Origin of the sequence: Micromonospora sp. NPDC051141, assembly GCF_044455765.1 — a bacterium.
Classification (GTDB): domain Bacteria; phylum Actinomycetota; class Actinomycetes; order Mycobacteriales; family Micromonosporaceae; genus Micromonospora.
In genome coordinates, this window is sequence record NZ_JBITFD010000011.1 from 37,540 (window position 1) to 52,852 (window position 15,313).

Here is a 15,313-nt window from a genome sequence, read left to right on the forward strand (position 1 = left end):
AGCGGGGCCCCCTGTTATGCAGAATGCGCTAACCGGGGGCCCCTCCTTCTACGCGACCGGTTCGGGCGCGGAGTCGGCGCGTTCGGCGGAGACCCGCGGCGTGCCCTCGTCGGCGAAGTAGTCGTCAGGCGTGGTGCCGTCCGGGCCGTCGGCCACCTTCGCGGCCCGCAGCACCAGCGTGCCCAGCGCGGCCACCACCAGGTTCACCAGCACCGCCACGATCCCCACGTAGATCGTCTTCTTGGTGTCGAAGCCGAACTCGGAGAGCGGGAACGCCGAGCCGGCGAAGTGCTTCTTCCCGGTCGCCGGGTTGCCGATCTGGTAGAGCATCCACATGCCCAGGCCCATGCCGGCCACCCAGCCGGCGATCAGCGCGCCCCGGTGGAACCAGCGGGTGTAGAGGCCCAGCGCCACCGCCGGCAGCGTCTGGAGGATGATCACGCCGCCAATGAGCTGGAGGTCGATGGAGAACTGCGGGTCGAGGAAGACGATGCAGGCCACCGCGCCAACCTTCACCACCAGCGAGGTGATCTTCGAGACGTTCGCCTCCTGCGCCGGCGTCGCGTCCCGCTTCAGGTACTCCTTGTAGATGTTGCGGGTGAACAGGTTCGCCGCCGCGATCGACATGATCGCCGCCGGCACCAGCGCGCCGATGCCGATGGCCGCGTACGCGACGCCGGCGAACCAGTCCGGGAACTGCTGGTCGAACAGCAGCGGCACCACCGTGTTGCCGTCGACGCTGCCGGCCTTCGCGCCGGGCAGCGGCTTCACGTTCGCCGCGATGGCCATGTAGCCGAGCAGCGCGATCAACCCGAGCAGCAGGCTGTACGCCGGCAGCGCGGACATGTTCCGCTTGATCACGTCCCGGTTCCGGCTGGCCAGCACGCCGGTGATGCTGTGCGGGTAGAGGAACAGCGCCAGCGCCGAGCCGAACGCCAGCGTCACGTACTGGAGCTGGTTGTTGGCGTTGAGCAGGATGCCGTCGTTCGGGTTGTTGGCCGTCGCCTGGAACTTCGCGTCGGCGGCGTCGAAGATGCTGCCCCAGCCGCCCAGCTTGTACGGCAGGTAGACCACCGCCACCAGAATCACAATGTAGATCAGCGAGTCCTTCACGAACGCGATGAGCGCCGGCGCGCGCAGCCCGGACTGGTAGGTGTAGGCGGCCAGGATCGCGAATGCGATGATGATCGGCAGGTGTCGGGCCACCGCGCTGTCCCCGGTGACACCCATGGTCTTGAGCACCGCCTCGATGCCGACGAGTTGCAACGCGATGTACGGCATGGTGGCGACGATGCCGGTGATGGCGACCAGCAGCGCCAGGATCGGCGAGCCGAAACGGTTGCGGACGAAGTCCGCCGGGGTGACGAAGCCGTGCCGGTGCGAGACCGACCAGAGCCGGCACAGCACCAGGAACACCATCGGGTAGATGACGATCGTGTACGGCACCGCGAAGAAGCCGGCCGCGCCGGCCCCGAAGATCAGCGCCGGCACCGCCACGAACGTGTACGCGGTGTAGAGGTCACCGCCGACCAGGAACCAGGTGATCCAGCCGCCGAAGCTGCGCCCGCCCAGCCCCCACTCGTCGAGGTGGGCCATGTCCTGCGGCCGGCGCCACCGGGCGGCCACGAAACCCATGGCGCTGACCAGCAGGAACAGCACGGAGAAGACGATGATCTCGGTGAGGTGGTCACGCCACATCAGTGGTCACCCCGCTTCTTCCTGGTCATCTGGTAGACCAGCGTGGTGGTGCCGACGCCCAGCAGGATCCAGGCCAGTTGCAGCCAGTAGAAGCGCGGGAACCCGAACAGCCGGGGCGAGTCGGCGTTGAAGAAGGCCGGGATCAGCGGCACCACGATCGGGATGAAGAGCAGCCAGTTCCAGGGGCTCTTGTCCTTCGCCCGGGAACGCGCCGTGTCCAGCGCCTCCGGTTCCGGTGTGGCCATTGACAACCTCCGGGAAGTCGTAGCGGGCCAGGTGACGGCCGGAGGCTACGACCCGGTGAGCCCGGTCACATTCGACAGGCGGAGGTCGATGCGCCGAACGGCCGCCCGGCTGCGCCGAACGGCCGACTCCCGGTCAGAGGTCGCCGAGGTGGGCGGTGTCGTTGACCGAGCGGACCGCGACGCCGCCGTCCGGGTAGAGGTCGAGCACCGAGACGCCTGCGGTGTCCAGGTAGAGCCGGTGCAGGAACGCGTCGCCGGCGGCCAGCGCGTCGCGCAGCACCAGCTTGATCGGCGAGACGTGCGAGACCACCACCACGGTCTCCCCCGGGTACGCCGACCGCAGCCGGTCCACCGCCCGGCCGGTGCGCTCGGCGACCTCGGCGAACGACTCCCCCTCCGGCGGCGCGACCCGGGTGGAGGCGAGCCAGGCGTCCAACTCGCCCGCCCAGCCGTCCCGCACCTCGGCGAACGTACGCCCCTCCCAGACCCCGAAGTCGCACTCGACCAGGTCGTCGTCGGTGCGTACCGGCGGGTTGCCGACCAGCGCGGCGACCGCCCTGGCGGTGGCCGTACACCGGGACAGCGGTGAGCTGACCACGGCCGCGACGGACGGCGCCAGCGCGGCCACCCGGGCGGCGGTGGCCCGGGCCTGGGCCCGGCCCCGTGCGGTCAGCGGCACGTCGCCGCGACCGGAGTACTGCTTCTGCACGGTGCGGTCGGTCTCCCCGTGCCGCACCAGGATCAACCGGGTGCCCTCCTCGGTCGGGCGCGGTTCCCAGGAGGCCGGCGTGGTCGCCGGGTCGGTGCCGGTGGCCTTCGCGGTGGCGGCGCGGGCGGCGACCTCGCGGGCGGCGGCCCGGGCCGCCGAGTCGGGGCCGGCGACCTCGCGCGGCGGCTGCACGGCCCGCGGCGGCGCCGCCGTCGGGGCGCGGCCGGCGGCGGCGTCCATGGCGGCGTTGGCCAGCGCGTCGGCGTGCTTGTTGCGTTCCCGGGGGATCCAGGTGAACCGGACGGCGGTGAACCGGCCGACCAGCCCGGCGGCCTGGGCGGCCAGCGGGCGCAGCCCGGGGTGCTTGATCTGCCAGCGGCCACACATCTGCTCGACCACCAGCTTGGAGTCCATCCGCGCCTCGACCTCGGCCGCGCCCAGCTCGGCGGCGGCCTCCAGCCCGGCGATCAGGCCCCGGTACTCCGCCACGTTGTTCGTCGCCGTGCCGATCCCGGCCGAGCGTTCGGCCAGCACCTCACCGGTCTCCGGGTCCCGGACCACCGCGCCGTAGCCGGCCGGGCCCGGGTTGCCCCGGGAGCCGCCGTCGGCCTCGATCACGACCGCGCGTACCGCCACGGCGGCTACAGCCCCGACTCGTTGGTCCGGACCATGATCCGGCGGCACTCCTCGCAGCGGACCACGTCGTCCGGGTCCGACTTGCGGATGCGGGCCAGGTCGGCGCCGGAGAGCTCCAGCCGGCAGCCGCCGCAGCGGCCACCGGTGAGCAGCGCGGCGCCCATCCCGGTGTCCTCGCGGATCTTGTCGTAGAGCGTGACCAGGTCCGCCGGCAGGTCACCGGCGAGCGGCTGGCGGGAGGCGCGCTTGAACTCCTCCTCCTTCGCGATCTCGGCGAGCGCGTCGTCGCGGCGCTGCTCGGTCGCGGCCCGCCGCTCCCGGGCCTCGGCGATGCGGCTCTCGATGCCGTCGAGCACGCCCTGCGCGGTCTCCCGCTGCTCCATCAGCTCCAGCTCGGCGTCCTCCAGGTCGCTCTGCCGACGGTTCAGCGAGACCAGCTCGTGCTGGAGCGCCTCCAGCTCCCGGGCCGGGCCGCTGCCCGAGGCCAGCCGGGCCTCGTCCTTGCTCTTGCGCGCCCGCACCTGGTCGACGTCCTTCTCCAACCGGGCGATGTCCCGGTCCAGGTCGTCGACGGCCACCTGGGCGCGGACCCGCTCGTCCTCCAACGCCGACAGCTCGCGTGCGAGCGCCTCCAGCTCGGCCCGCTCCGGCAGGCTCCGGCGGCGGTGCGCCAACTGGGCGAGCGTGGTGTCGATCGCCTGGAGGTCGAGCAGGCGACGCTGCACCTTCGGGTCAGCCTTCACGGTCGGGGCTCCTTGTCGTCCGGTCGGGGCGCGGCGGCGTGCAGGGTCCAGGGGTCGGTGTCCAGGTCGGACACCACGGTCTCGACGCCGAGGTCGTCGGCCAGGTGGGCGGCCAGGTCGTCCAGCCAGGGCCGTTCGGTCGCCCAGTGGGCGGCGTCCAGCAGGGCCGGGCCCCCGGCGGCGAGGTGCTCGCCGGCCGGATGGTGGCGCAGGTCCGCGGTGAGGAACGCGTCCACCCCGGCCGCCGCCGCCTCGGCCAGGAAGGCATCCCCCGAGCCGCCGCTGACGGCGAGGGTACGAACCATACGCCCGGGATCCCCGGCGGCGCGAACGCCCCAGGCGGTGACCGGGAGCACGTCGGCGGCGAGCCGGGTCAGCTCGGCCAGCGTGACCGGCGTGGGCAGCTCGCCGATGCGGCCGATGCCCCGGCCGGGCGCGTCGGCCGGTGAGCCGGGGCGGGGCCGGTGCAGCGGACGCAGCCCGGTCAGCCCGAACCGGGCGGCGAGCGCGTCGGACACGCCGGGGTCGGCCACGTCGGCGTTGGTGTGCGCCACGTACAGGGCGACGTCGGCCTTGATCAGCCGGTGCACGATCCGGCCCTTGAACGTGGTGGCGGCCACCGAGGAGACGCCGCGCAGCAGCAGCGGATGGTGCGCGACGATCATGTCGGCGCCGGCGGCGAGCGCCTCGTCCACCGTCTCCGGAACCACGTCGACCACGCAGGCGACCCGGCGGACCGGCTGGTCGGGCTCGCCCACCACCAGGCCGACCCGGTCCCACTCCTCCGCCCAGGCGGGCGGGTAACGGCGGTCCAGGGCGGCCACCACGTCGGCGACCGTGGGCGGCGATCCGGTTGTGCTCACGGCCGGCCAGCTTACCGGCCGCCCGGCGGTTTCCACGCCCACGCCGTTAGGCGGGGCCCCCTGCACCACCGAATGCGTTAACAAGGGGCCCGTGCTTACACCTCAGGCGGCCAACGGCCGGGCCGCGTCCCGCAGGGCGGCCAGGCCCGCCTCCCAGGGGAACGCGTCCAGGTGCTGCTCGCCGGTCCCGGGCGGGTGCAGGCGTACGACGTGGTCGCCGAAGACCACCCGGACGCCCCACTCGGCGAGCCGGTTCAGGCTGGCCCGGAACGCCGGGTGCCCGGCCATCGCCACGTTGGTGAACGGGACCGCCGCGATCGGCACGCCGAGCCCCTGCGCCTCGATCAGCAGGCCCAGCGCGAGCGTGTCGGTGATGCCGGCCGCCCACTTGTTGACCGTGTTGACCGTCGCCGGGCAGACCAGCATGGCGTCCGCCGGGGGCAGCACGTCCGGGTCACCCGGGTGCTTGTAGTGCGTACGGACCGGGTGGCCGGTCTGCCGGGCCAACGCCGCCCGGTCGACGAACTTCGCGCCGTCCGGCGTGGTGACCAGGCAGACCGTCCAGCCGTCGGACCGGGCCAGGTCGACCAGCCGGCCGACGTGACGGGCCAGCGGCGAACCACAGGCGATGACGTAGAGCACCCCGCGGTGCCCGTCGCTGGTGCGCGGACCGCTCATCGGGCCCGGCCCGCGCTCATACTCCGACTCCCATGTGCTCAGCCAACTCCGCAATCGGCGGCGGCGGCGCACCACGTGTGCGACGGAGCACGTCCGACATCAGTTCGTGGGCGATGGGACGGCACCTGATCTCGGAGGGCGCGAGCCGGTCGCCCTGCAACAGCATGTCGCCGGCGTTGGCGACGTCGCCGATCTGGGCGTACCCCCGGGCCAGGTCGAGCAGGTGGTGCGCGCGCCGCTCCGGCAGGAGCGCGTTGAACGCCGCCGGGGGCAGCCGCTGGTGGGTCTCCACCGCCCGGCCGCCGTCCCCCAGCTCGACCGCCGCGGCGGCGCGGTGCAGCTCCAGGTTGGTCGGGCCGAACGACGTCCAGTAGTGGTTGTGGTCGCCGCCGAGCAGGACGGCCGCCTCGGCGGCGCCGCTGATCAGATCGTCCACGGTCGCCGAGTCGCCGATCCGGGCGGCGGCCATGGCGCCCTGGAGCAGCAGCGAGCCGTAGACCGAGAGACGCTCCGGCCGGGCCTCGGTGTCGCTGCCGGGGGCGAGCCGGTCGGCGATCCGCACGTTGAGTTCGAGCGCGGGGCGGGGGCGGCCCATCGCGACGAGCGCGTTGCAGACCCGGGTGGTGGCGATGCCGGCGAGCAGCGGGTCGTCGGCCCGCTGGGCGACCGCCATCGACCGGTCGGCGGCCAGCCAGGCCAGGTTGCACTCGCCCAGCTTGCGCAGCACCGAGGAGGCGATCTGGTAGACCTGCCCGAGCAGGTGGGCGGCCTCCCGGCCCTGGTCGTCGCCGCCGTAGACGGCGTCCGCCGCCTGGGCGTCGCGCAGCAGCTTGGGCAGCGCCCGGGTGAGCATGCCGTAGCGGCCGTACTGGTAGGTGAGCCAGGCGTGGTTGACCGCCTTGCGCATGTCGGCGAGCGGTGGCGGGTACGGCGCCGCGTCGAAGTAGGCGCTCATCGAGTCGTAGCGCTCCAGGGCGGAGCGGATCTCCTCCACCTCGACCTGGTCGATGCAGTTGAGCGCGTCGCTGCGGCGCTCCGGGTCCTTGCCGTGCAGCAGTTGCACGTCGATCTGGAGGATGTCGGCGATCTCGTAGAGCACGGAGAACTTGTCCAACCGGCGGACCCCGCGCTCCACCTTGTCCACCCAGCTCTTGGACTTGCCGAGCCGGTCGGCGAAGACCTGCTGGGACATCTTGCGACGGCTCCGCCAGTACGCCACCCGCCGGCCTATGGGTAGTTCGTCCATCCCCACTCCCTCCCCCTGTCGGCGCCGGCCGGTCACCGCACGTTCACCAGATTTGCCCTGGTCGCACAGGTTGTACGTCAGCCGTTGAGCCAGTTCTCATAGTTTTCGTGCAAGTTGCACCGGCCATTCGTCAGGTCAACGATCCCGGGTTACGGCAGTGACGGTTCTCGACGCGTGGCGGTGGACGATTCGGTGGGGCGAGAGGGGATGGCACACATGTGGGGGAACGTCCGACCGCGCGTCGCTCACCTGTCGCCGCTGGAGCGGGTGCGGCTGCGACGGGTCGCGATCCGGTACGCGCTGCACGGCTGGCCGGTCACACCCGGCGCCTGCCTCGCCAACAGTCGCTTCGTCTGCGGCCGGGCCGGCTGCCCCACGGTGGGTTGCCACCCCGCGCTGGAGGAGTGGGACCACGCGGCCAGCGCCGACCCGGCCCGGGTGGCGACCTGGTGGCGCAGCCGCCCGCACGGGGTGCTGCTGCCCACCGGGCGCGCGTTCGACGTGCTGGAGGTCGCCGCCCACCTGGGCCGGCAGGTGCTGGAGACGGTCGCCGCCCACCCGGCCGGCTTCGGCGTACGCGGGCCGGTGCTGGTCACCCCGACCGGCCGCTGGATGTTCCTGGTCCGCCCCGGCGACCCGCTGCGACCGGAGCTGGAACACTGCTTCCACGTGGTGCGGCACGGCCCCGGCTCGTGGATCCCGGCCCCGCCCACCCGACTGCCCGAGGGCGCGGTGCGCTGGGCGGTCGCCCCGGAACAGGCCCGCTGGCAGCTCCCCGACTCCTATCTGGTGCAGAACGCGCTGATCGCGGCGTTGCGGGCAGCCGGCGTCACGCTCACCCCGGAGCTGTTCCCCGGTCACCTCCCGCTGCCCCGCCGGGGTCGCTGATCCGACGGGTCGACTGCCCGACTGTCGCCGAGAGCGACCTCCCCGCCACCGGGCTCGTTGAGCCGGGCGAGGGCGCATCCGCGCCAGAGCGGGGGTTGAGGATGTCCAGGGACGACGCGGCCCGCCACACCGGCGGCACCGAACCACCACCGCACCACCGCCGCCGCCCGCACCTGTGGGCCTTCACCCGCCCCCGCGGCGCCCGCCCCCCGGGTGCCCGCCCCCCAGGCTCCCGCCCCGCCATCCTCCACCGCCCCCTCCGCTGACCCACCCCCCCCGCTGTCCCCCTCGCGCTGTCCCCCTTCGAGCTGTCCCCCCTCGCGCTGTCCCCCCTCGCGCTGTCCCCCCTCGCGCTGTTTCACGGAAAGAGTGCCTATCCGGCCGCGCACAGGCACTCTTTCCGTGAAACAGCGCATCCGGAGGGCCAGGGGGTCAGGGGGGTCAGGGAGGTCAGGAGGTTGCGGGGAGGGCGTGGGAGCGGAGGAGACGGGCGTCGTCCGTCACCACGGCGTGCCGCCAGGGCGCGGGAAGGCGGTCCAGCCAGGCGATGCCGGGCTCGCCCATGGCCACCGCTGCCGTCGCGTACGCGTCCGCCACGCCCAGGTCCGGGCCGACCACGGTGACCGAGCGCAGGCCCCCCGCCGGCGTGCCCCGGCGCGGGTCGACCACGTGGTGGCCGCGCTCGTAGACACCGCTGGTGGCGACCGCCAGGTCGGTGCCGGTCAGCACCAGGCAGGTGGCCGCCGGGTCCCACGGATGCCGCACCCCGATCCGCCACGGCTCGCCGGTCGGGCCGTGCCCCCGGACCCGGACGTCGCCGCCCGCGTTCACGCAGTGGTTCGGGGCGCCGGCCGCCACCAGCCGGTCCGAGGCGACCTGCGTCGCCCACCCCTTCACGTAGCCGGACGGGTCCAGCCGCCCGGTGGCGTACGCGTCGAAGAAGCCGTCCGTGGCCGTCCACAGGTCGGCGCAGCGCGCCAGCACCGCCCGCAGGTCCTCGGAGGCGTCGACCGCCCGCAGCTCGCCCCGGTCCAGCCGGCACACCTCGCTGTCGTCCCGGTACGTGCTGAACCGGGCGTCCACCTCGCGCAGCCAGTCGAAGGTGCGCTCGGCCAACTCGTGCGACGTGGCGGCGGGCAGGTCGTCGGCCAGGTCGAGGCTGATCGCCGTACCCATGATCTGCTCGACCCGACGCAGGCCGGGCCGGTCGGCGGCGGCCAACCGCGTCACGCCTTGTCGAGGGCGGACTGCAACGACTGCTTGTACGCGGTGCTGGTGTACGTGGCGCCGGAGACGGTGTTCAGGTTGGCGCTCTGCTTCGCCACCACCTCGCCGGAGCTGCCGCTGTAGCGGGCCTGCACGTCGTCGGCGCGCTGCCCCTCCTGGCCGCCGACCGGCATGTCCAGCCCGGTCGCGTCGACGATGCGGCTGCCGCTCAGCGTGATCTGCACCCGCAGCGACCCGTACCGGTAGGTGACGGTCGGCCCAGTGACCGTCCGCGTGGTCGGCTTCGGCGCCTTCGTGGTCGTCTCCGGCGCGGCCGGGGCGGTCCGGGTGCGGGTGCTGGTCCGGGTCGCCGGGGTCCGGTCGGCGGAGGGCTTCGCGCTCGGCTTCGCCGAGGCGCTGGGCGGCGCCGACGGCGTCACGCCGGCCGCGGTGGGTGGCGGGGCGTCGGGCGCGGGCGAGCCGCCCGGAGCGACCGGAGCCGACGCAACCGGCACGTCCCCGGCGGTGGCCTGCCCGGCGCCGGGACCGCCCTTGAGGACCACGAGCGCGGTGGTGCCGGCGGCCAGTCCGGTGATCGCGATCAGCGCGCGACGCATGGTGGGTGCCTTCCTACAGCTCGAACGCGGTGAGGTGGATCTGGCGGCGGGGCACGCCGGCCGCCCGCAACGCCCGCACGGTCTCGTCGACCAGGCCGCCCGGCCCGCACAGGTAGACGTCGCGGCGGGTCAGGTCCGGCACCAGCCGGCGCAGCCCCTCGGGGTTCATCACCTGGCGCGGGCCGGGGTCGTCGCGGCGGCCGATGACGTACCAGACCGAGGTCTGCCGGGCCTGGGCCAGCCAGTCCAGCTCCCGGTGCAGCAGCACGTCGGCCGGGGTACGGGCGCGGTAGATCAGCGCCGCGCCGGGCGGCAGCTCCTCCAGCATGGCCCGCAGCGGCGCGATGCCACTGCCGCCGGCGATGAGCAGCGCCCGCTCCCGGGTGCGGTGCGCGGCGGTGAACGTGCCGGACGGGCCCTCCGCCCACACCCGGGTGCCCGGAGTGAGGTCGCGCAGGTCGGCGGTGTGCCCGCCGACCACCTTCACGGTGAGCCGCAGCCAGCGGCCGTTCGCCGCCGCCGAGACCGAGAACGGGTGCGACTGCCACCAGCCGCCGGGGTTGAGGAACCGCCAACGGAAGTACTGGCCGCCGAGCATGTCGATCTGGTTGAGCCGCTGCCCGGTCAGATAGACCGAGACGGTGTCCGGGCTCTCCGCCACCACGTCGGCCACCCGCAGCTTGTGCCGCAGGTTGAACACCAGCGGCGCGATGAGCCGGCCCCACAGCAACGCGGCCACCACCAGCAGGTACGCGGCGATCCAGCCGGTGCGCACCGGCCCCGGCTCGTAGAGCTGGGCGCCGTTGCTGAACTGGTGCGCGTAGCCGAGCAGCAGGGTGAGATAGCTGGTCAGGTGCAGCGCGTACCAGAGTTCGTAGGGCAGCCGGCGGCGGATGCCACGGACCGCGGTGAACCCGACCACCACCATGATCCCGGCGGCCACGAACGCGGAGAGCATGTCCTCGTAGTCGGTGAGCAGCGCGCCGACCTCGCCGAACACGGAGTTGCGCTCCTGCCGGGCGTAGCCCACCAGCAGCAGCGCGGTGTGCGTGAGCATCGCCACCAGCAGCGTCGCGCCGAGGTCCCGGTGCAGGCGGGAGATCCGCTCGCCGCCCAGCGCCCGTTCCAGCACGCCGAGCCGGCTCATCGCCAGCACCTGCACCAGCAGCAGGTAACCGGCGATCAGGCCGGTGATCCGGCCACCGGCGGTGAGCAGGTCGGCGGTGTCGGCCAGCGAGCCGGCCGGGGTGGCCAGCCACCACGGCAGGACCGCGAGGACCAGACCGAGCCAGAACGCCGCCGCCAGCGCCCGCCGGCCGCCGGGCCCGCGACGCGGCCGGCCCGGCGGCACGGGAGCAGCCGGACGGCCGCCGTACGGGGCGGAGTGCCCGGTACGACGGCCGGCGGCGTCGGTGTGCTGATACGTCACGCGTACATCTTGATCGGGGTGAACTTCTGCCGGGGGAAGACCTTGTCCACCTGGGCGGCGGTCAGGCCGAAGCGGCCCTGCGCCACCGACCCGTAGACGTTGAACATGTTGTTGTACTCCGGCACGTCGCCGCTGTCCAACTTGTCCAGGCCGTTCCAGATGCCCAGCAGCGAGCCGGCGAGCTTGCGCCCGGACAGCACGGTGACCACGCCGCCGTGCCCGTGGTCGGTGCCGCCGCTGTTCGAGGCGACCCGCCGGCCGAACTCGCTGGACACCATGACCGTCACGTCCGCGGCCTTGTCGCCCAGGTCGGTGAAGAACGCGGCCATGGCGTTGGCCAGCTCGTTGAGCCGCCGCCAGAGCTGGCCGCCCTCGCTGGTGCCCTGGTTCTCGTGGGTGTCGTAGCCGCCCATGCCGACGGTCGCCACCCGCACGTTCGCCCCGCCCTTGATGAGCTGGGCGAGCTGCTGGAACGCGTTCCCGACGCCCTCGTACTTGACGCCGGCCGCGGCGGCGTACGGCTTGGCGGCGAGCTTCTGGGCGGTGGACAGCGCGCCCATGCCCTCGATGACCGCCTCCTCCACCGGGTGGTTGATGCCGGTGAACAGGCCGCGGATCGCCTTCTCGGTGGCCGCGCGGTACTTGTCGTCGCCGTTGAGCCGCAGCTCACCGACGTTGTTGAGGGAGATCGCGCCGTTCACGCCGACAAGCGAGCGGGGCAGCGTGCTGCCGATCCCGACGCTGCGGAACGCGGTGCCCTTGCCGAGCGTGTCGACCAGGCTGTCCAGCCAGCCCCGGCCGCCGGTCTCGCCGGGCAGGCCGCCCAGGTTGCAGGCGTCGGCGGCCTGGAAGTGGCTGCGGGACAGCCGCGGGTCCGACACGGCCGGCACGAAGCCGAGCTGGCCGGCCTTGAGCCACTTCTCCAGCGGGGCGAACGCGCTGGTCAGCTTGAAGCCGCGGGCCAGGGCCAGCGAGTCGTTGCCGAGCAGCAGGTCGGGACGGGACTTGCCGAGCACCGGGTCGTTCGCCGGAGCGACCAGGCTCAGGCCGTCCAGCCCGCCGTAGAGGAAGACGTGGATCAGCGTGCCGGTCTTGGTCGCCGCGAACGACGCCGAGGTGGTCACGAACTGCGCGGTCGCCAGCGCGGTCGCGGTGGCCGCCGCGCCGGCCACGAAGGTACGCCGGGTGACGCCCCGGCCGTCCTGCTGGGCCTCCTCGACCTCCTCCAACCGGCGGTACCGGTCGGCCTCGGCCGCGTTCTCGGCCGCGACGATGTCCGCCTCGGCGCGCAGCAGCGCCTCGGTCGGGTTGTCGGCCAGTCGCCGCACGTCGGGGCATTCGGGGTGCAGGGGGTACGGGTTCACGGTCATCTCCATCGAATGCCTCACCGGAGGTGGTGCTGGGGGGACGCGAGGATCGTCCGCGCGACCGCGGCGATGGCCCCGTTGAAGGTGGCGTCGACCTTGGCGCCCTCGGACACCCCGGCCACGGCGAGCACGAGCTTCTTCTCCTTGGCGCTCAGCTTCTGGTGCACGAGCTTCTGCGCCAACGCGTCCACGTACGCCCCGGCGGTCGTCGGCGGCTTCGCCACCAGCTTCTCCGGCTTCACGTAGGTGAACTGCTTGCGATAGCCGCCGAGCAGGTCGCCGGCCTCGTTCCAGCCGTCGACCATGGTGCCGGCCGAGGTCCAGGCCAGGTAGACGTCGGCGTAGCCGTCCGGGGTGGGCTTGCCCATCGGGTACTGGCCCAGCTCGCGCATCTTGTCCTGGATCTGCCGCAGGCCCTGGGCGAACGGCGTACGCCGCTGGTCGCCCTCGAACCCGGCGGTCGCGTCCGGGCCCACGCCCAGCGACCGGTACGTGGCGACCAGGTACTCCATCGGGCGGCGGACCTTCTGGCCGACCGCGGCCCAGAACTCCGACGAGCTGAAGAGCGTCGCCAGCACCGGCCGGATGTTGCCCTTGTTGGTGGTGTACGCCTTCGCCAGCCGGTCCACGATCGACTTCGGCGGCGTGTCGGAGACGAACCGGGTGGCCAGGTTCTGGGCCACGTACTTCGCGGTCGACGGGTGCAGCGCGATGTACCTGATGTACGAGTCGATCACCTTGTCGGCGACCTTCGGGTCGTTCGAGTTGTTGGCGTGGCTGAACCCGAGGATCTTCACCTTGCCGACGTAGTGCCGGTCGCCGAAGAACATGTACTTGCCGTCCGCGACGCCCCGGCCGGTCTGGAGCATGGCGGCCTGCCGCACGTCCTTCTCGGTGTAGCCGCCGTCGACGCCGACCGAGTACAGCTCCAGGTTCTCCCGGGCCAGGTTCTCGTTGATCGCGTCCTTGCGCGAGTCGACCTGGTTCAGGTAGAGCAGCAGCGCGGGGTGCTTGTTCGCGGCGACCAGCATGTCCGGGTAGCTGCCCAGCGCGTACTTGCGGATGACGTCCTTGTCGAACGAGTTGCGGTACGTCTCGCCGCCGTCGAAGTCGGCGGCCACGTGCAGGAAGTCGTTCCAGAAGTCGACCATCACCTCGAAGAGCTGGCGGTCGGACCAGATCTGCCGGGCGATGGTGGCGTCCACCGTCTCCCGGGCCGGGTCGACGCCGCGCTCGTTGAGCTGGTCGCGCTGCTCGCGGAGCTGGGTCGGGCTGAGCTTCAATGAGGGCAGCTCGGCCAGCTTCAGCTCACCCTTGGTCGGGGCGATCTTCTCCGGCTCCAACTGCCGGCGCAGCCAGTTGTCGATGCCGAGCTTCTTGACCTCGGCCATCATCGTCGGCGTCGGGCCGAACGTGGTCCGGCTCAGCAGGTGGCGGATCGGGTCCTTGGCGAGCACCGTCTTCACGGTCACCTGGGTCGCCGCAGCGGCGGCGGCCGGGCTGCCGAAGATCCGGCCGCCGGTCGGGGCGTTGCGCTTGAGCGCCGCGCCCGCCCGGGAGCCCATGTAGCTCTCGTTCTGCTCGGTGTAGGTCCGCACCGTGCTGGGCTGCTGGCCGCTGGGCCGCGCCTGGGTGCCGTCCGTGGTCACCGTGCCGGTGGCGTCACCGGCAGCCGGGCTGTCGGAGAAGATGCCGCGCAACTGCGGGGAGAGCGCGAAGGCCGCGCCGCCGGCGACCACCGCCGCGCCGCCGAGCGTGGCGAGGGCACGACGCCGGCCCCGACTCGGGGCGTCGTCGGAGTCGTCGTCCAGGTTGGGCAGTCCCGGGCCGGCCGGCGGCGGGTACCCACCGGCGGGCTGGGCGTAGCCGGGGTGCGGCTGGGGGTGACCCGCGCCGGGCGCGTGGCCGGCCGGGGCGAAGCCGTTCGGTCCGACCCACTGGGGGCCCGGGGCGGGCTGCGGCGCCGGGGCGGGGTGACCGCCGGCGTACGGGGCGGTGGCGCCCAGGTCGCGGTACCCGTCCGGATGGGGGTGCTGGTATCCGTCCCAGCCGCGGTCGTCCCGAGGTCGACGCGGTGGCACGTTCAGGTCGGCCATGTAGCTATCCCGTTTTCTTCGAGCGCCGGCACGCCTGCCACCCGGGGGTTGGGTGGGAGGGGCGGCGACGGTTGCCGGAGAGTTGCTACGGGAAAGTAGCCAGGCCGGACCGGCTGCTCAAGGCGGCCCGGAGCGGCTCCTGAGCGCACTTAAGACGGTGCTCAGGCCCGGCGCGGGCCACCCGACGTCGACCCCTCCCCCCGGCACCCCCCGGAGCAGGGCCGACTCACCCGCCAACCACCCCGACGCGAGGTTTCGCCCGCCATCGGGCCCTCACCCCCCGTTCACCCCCACAGGCAAACTTAAGGCGCCGCTAAGCCTCCCCTACCCCTCTCCCCCGCCCCGCCCGCCCCGTCCCGCCGCGCCTCCCTCCCCCACCCTCCCCGCGCAGATTCACGGAAAGAGTGGCCATTCCGCCTCGGATGGCCACTCTTTCCGTGAAACCGGGCGCTCGTTGTCGAGGGGCGGAGGGGGTGGAGGGGTGGAGGGGTGGAGGGGTGGAGGGGTGGAGGGAAACGAGCAGGGGCAGGGGGCGTGACGGGCGGGGAATCCGGGTAAGCCGCCGAACCGCTGAAGCCGTGAGGGGAAGGCATCGCCATGCTCAGCCAAGAGGATCAGCGCAGGTTCGAACAGATCACCCGTCAACTGCGGGAGAGCGATCCGCGGTTCTTCGCCCGGTTGGACAACCGGATCAGGGGTCGCCGGGGCCGGTACCTGATGCTGTTGACGATCACGCTGTGGGCCTCGCTGCCGGCGATGACCGTGCTGGCCGGGCGGTTGGCCGGGGCGATCTGCGCCACGGTGCTGGTCGCCAACGCCGCCCTGATGTGGCGCTTCCGCCACCGCCTGCGGTGAGCGCAGGGGCGGGCCTCCGCTCAACGCCTCGGGTGGA

At 73.1% G+C, this 15,313-nt stretch carries 14 protein-coding genes; 2 read left to right on the plus strand and 12 right to left on the minus strand.

Annotated elements, in window-relative coordinates; translation table 11 throughout:
• Positions 1 to 48 precede the first annotated feature (48 nt).
• The 7 genes from mctP to ACIA6B_RS20960 form a co-directional block, all read right to left on the minus strand.
• The gene (gene mctP, locus ACIA6B_RS20930; protein WP_396775545.1) at positions 49 to 1,698 is read right to left on the minus strand and encodes a monocarboxylate uptake permease MctP; all 1,650 of its coding nucleotides are present in this window, start codon (positions 1,696 to 1,698) and stop codon (positions 49 to 51) included.
• Positions 1,698 to 1,943 carry a DUF3311 domain-containing protein gene (locus ACIA6B_RS20935; RefSeq protein WP_396775547.1) on the minus strand — a complete coding sequence of 82 codons (246 nt, stop codon included), beginning with the start codon at positions 1,941 to 1,943 and terminating at the stop codon, positions 1,698 to 1,700. The genes mctP and ACIA6B_RS20935 overlap by 1 nt, the downstream gene beginning before the upstream one ends.
• A gap of 133 nt (positions 1,944 to 2,076) precedes the next feature.
• Positions 2,077 to 3,288 (minus strand): bifunctional RNase H/acid phosphatase, encoded by a 1,212-nt coding sequence (locus ACIA6B_RS20940; protein ID WP_396775549.1) that lies wholly within the window; start codon positions 3,286 to 3,288, stop codon positions 2,077 to 2,079.
• A gap of 5 nt (positions 3,289 to 3,293) precedes the next feature.
• Complete coding sequence (locus ACIA6B_RS20945; RefSeq protein ID WP_396775551.1) at positions 3,294 to 4,031, minus strand: zinc ribbon domain-containing protein; 738 nt, start codon at positions 4,029 to 4,031, stop codon at positions 3,294 to 3,296.
• Positions 4,028 to 4,858, minus strand: a complete 831-nt coding sequence (locus tag ACIA6B_RS20950) for a Nif3-like dinuclear metal center hexameric protein (protein ID WP_396775886.1) — start codon at positions 4,856 to 4,858, stop codon at positions 4,028 to 4,030. Before ACIA6B_RS20950 ends, ACIA6B_RS20945 begins: the two co-directional genes overlap by 4 nt.
• Before the next feature lie 138 nt (positions 4,859 to 4,996).
• A complete protein-coding gene (locus ACIA6B_RS20955) occupies positions 4,997 to 5,572 on the minus strand; it encodes a flavoprotein (RefSeq protein WP_396775553.1) in 576 nt (191 codons plus the stop codon).
• Positions 5,573 to 5,588: 16 nt separating this feature from the next.
• The gene (locus ACIA6B_RS20960; protein ID WP_396775555.1) at positions 5,589 to 6,818 is read right to left on the minus strand and encodes a helix-turn-helix domain-containing protein; all 1,230 of its coding nucleotides are present in this window, start codon (positions 6,816 to 6,818) and stop codon (positions 5,589 to 5,591) included.
• 216 nt (positions 6,819 to 7,034) lie between these two features.
• Between ACIA6B_RS20960 and ACIA6B_RS20965 the strand changes: the two genes are divergently transcribed.
• Complete coding sequence (locus ACIA6B_RS20965) at positions 7,035 to 7,706, plus strand: bifunctional DNA primase/polymerase (protein WP_107155866.1); 672 nt, start codon at positions 7,035 to 7,037, stop codon at positions 7,704 to 7,706.
• Positions 7,707 to 8,156: 450 nt separating this feature from the next.
• On the opposite strand, the gene ACIA6B_RS20970 is transcribed toward ACIA6B_RS20965, so the two are convergent.
• From ACIA6B_RS20970 to ACIA6B_RS20990, 5 genes are read right to left on the minus strand one after another with little or no spacing between them, the layout of a single operon-like run.
• Positions 8,157 to 8,882, minus strand: coding sequence for an FAD:protein FMN transferase (locus ACIA6B_RS20970; protein ID WP_396775888.1), 726 nt, complete (start codon positions 8,880 to 8,882; stop codon positions 8,157 to 8,159).
• A gap of 50 nt (positions 8,883 to 8,932) precedes the next feature.
• Complete coding sequence (locus tag ACIA6B_RS20975) at positions 8,933 to 9,529, minus strand: FMN-binding protein (RefSeq protein ID WP_396775557.1); 597 nt, start codon at positions 9,527 to 9,529, stop codon at positions 8,933 to 8,935.
• Between the two features lie 13 nt (positions 9,530 to 9,542).
• Entirely contained in the window at positions 9,543 to 10,958 is a 1,416-nt protein-coding gene (locus ACIA6B_RS20980; protein WP_396775559.1) for a ferric reductase-like transmembrane domain-containing protein, read from the minus strand.
• Positions 10,955 to 12,328 carry a DUF1501 domain-containing protein gene (locus ACIA6B_RS20985; RefSeq protein ID WP_396775890.1) on the minus strand — a complete coding sequence of 458 codons (1,374 nt, stop codon included), beginning with the start codon at positions 12,326 to 12,328 and terminating at the stop codon, positions 10,955 to 10,957. The genes ACIA6B_RS20980 and ACIA6B_RS20985 overlap by 4 nt, the downstream gene beginning before the upstream one ends.
• 14 nt (positions 12,329 to 12,342) lie before the next feature.
• Complete coding sequence (locus ACIA6B_RS20990; RefSeq protein WP_396775561.1) at positions 12,343 to 14,421, minus strand: DUF1800 domain-containing protein; 2,079 nt, start codon at positions 14,419 to 14,421, stop codon at positions 12,343 to 12,345.
• Between the two features lie 597 nt (positions 14,422 to 15,018).
• On the opposite strand from ACIA6B_RS20990, the gene ACIA6B_RS20995 reads away from it, so the two are divergent.
• Positions 15,019 to 15,276 (plus strand): DUF3040 domain-containing protein, encoded by a 258-nt coding sequence (locus tag ACIA6B_RS20995; RefSeq protein WP_281936927.1) that lies wholly within the window; start codon positions 15,019 to 15,021, stop codon positions 15,274 to 15,276.
• Positions 15,277 to 15,313: the final 37 nt, after the last annotated feature.

Coding starts and splice junctions, on each gene's coding strand:
- ACIA6B_RS20960 (WP_396775555.1), bottom strand. CDS start 6,818: ATGGACGAACTACCCATAGGCCGGCGGGTGGCGTACTGGCGGAGCCGT.
- ACIA6B_RS20965 (WP_107155866.1), top strand. CDS start 7,035: ATGTGGGGGAACGTCCGACCGCGCGTCGCTCACCTGTCGCCGCTGGAG.
- ACIA6B_RS20955 (WP_396775553.1), bottom strand. CDS start 5,572: ATGAGCGGTCCGCGCACCAGCGACGGGCACCGCGGGGTGCTCTACGTC.
- ACIA6B_RS20975 (WP_396775557.1), bottom strand. CDS start 9,529: ATGCGTCGCGCGCTGATCGCGATCACCGGACTGGCCGCCGGCACCACC.
- mctP (WP_396775545.1), bottom strand. CDS start 1,698: ATGTGGCGTGACCACCTCACCGAGATCATCGTCTTCTCCGTGCTGTTC.
- ACIA6B_RS20970 (WP_396775888.1), bottom strand. CDS start 8,882: ATGGGTACGGCGATCAGCCTCGACCTGGCCGACGACCTGCCCGCCGCC.
- ACIA6B_RS20990 (WP_396775561.1), bottom strand. CDS start 14,421: ATGGCCGACCTGAACGTGCCACCGCGTCGACCTCGGGACGACCGCGGC.
- ACIA6B_RS20935 (WP_396775547.1), bottom strand. CDS start 1,943: ATGGCCACACCGGAACCGGAGGCGCTGGACACGGCGCGTTCCCGGGCG.
- ACIA6B_RS20985 (WP_396775890.1), bottom strand. CDS start 12,328: ATGACCGTGAACCCGTACCCCCTGCACCCCGAATGCCCCGACGTGCGG.
- ACIA6B_RS20995 (WP_281936927.1), top strand. CDS start 15,019: ATGCTCAGCCAAGAGGATCAGCGCAGGTTCGAACAGATCACCCGTCAA.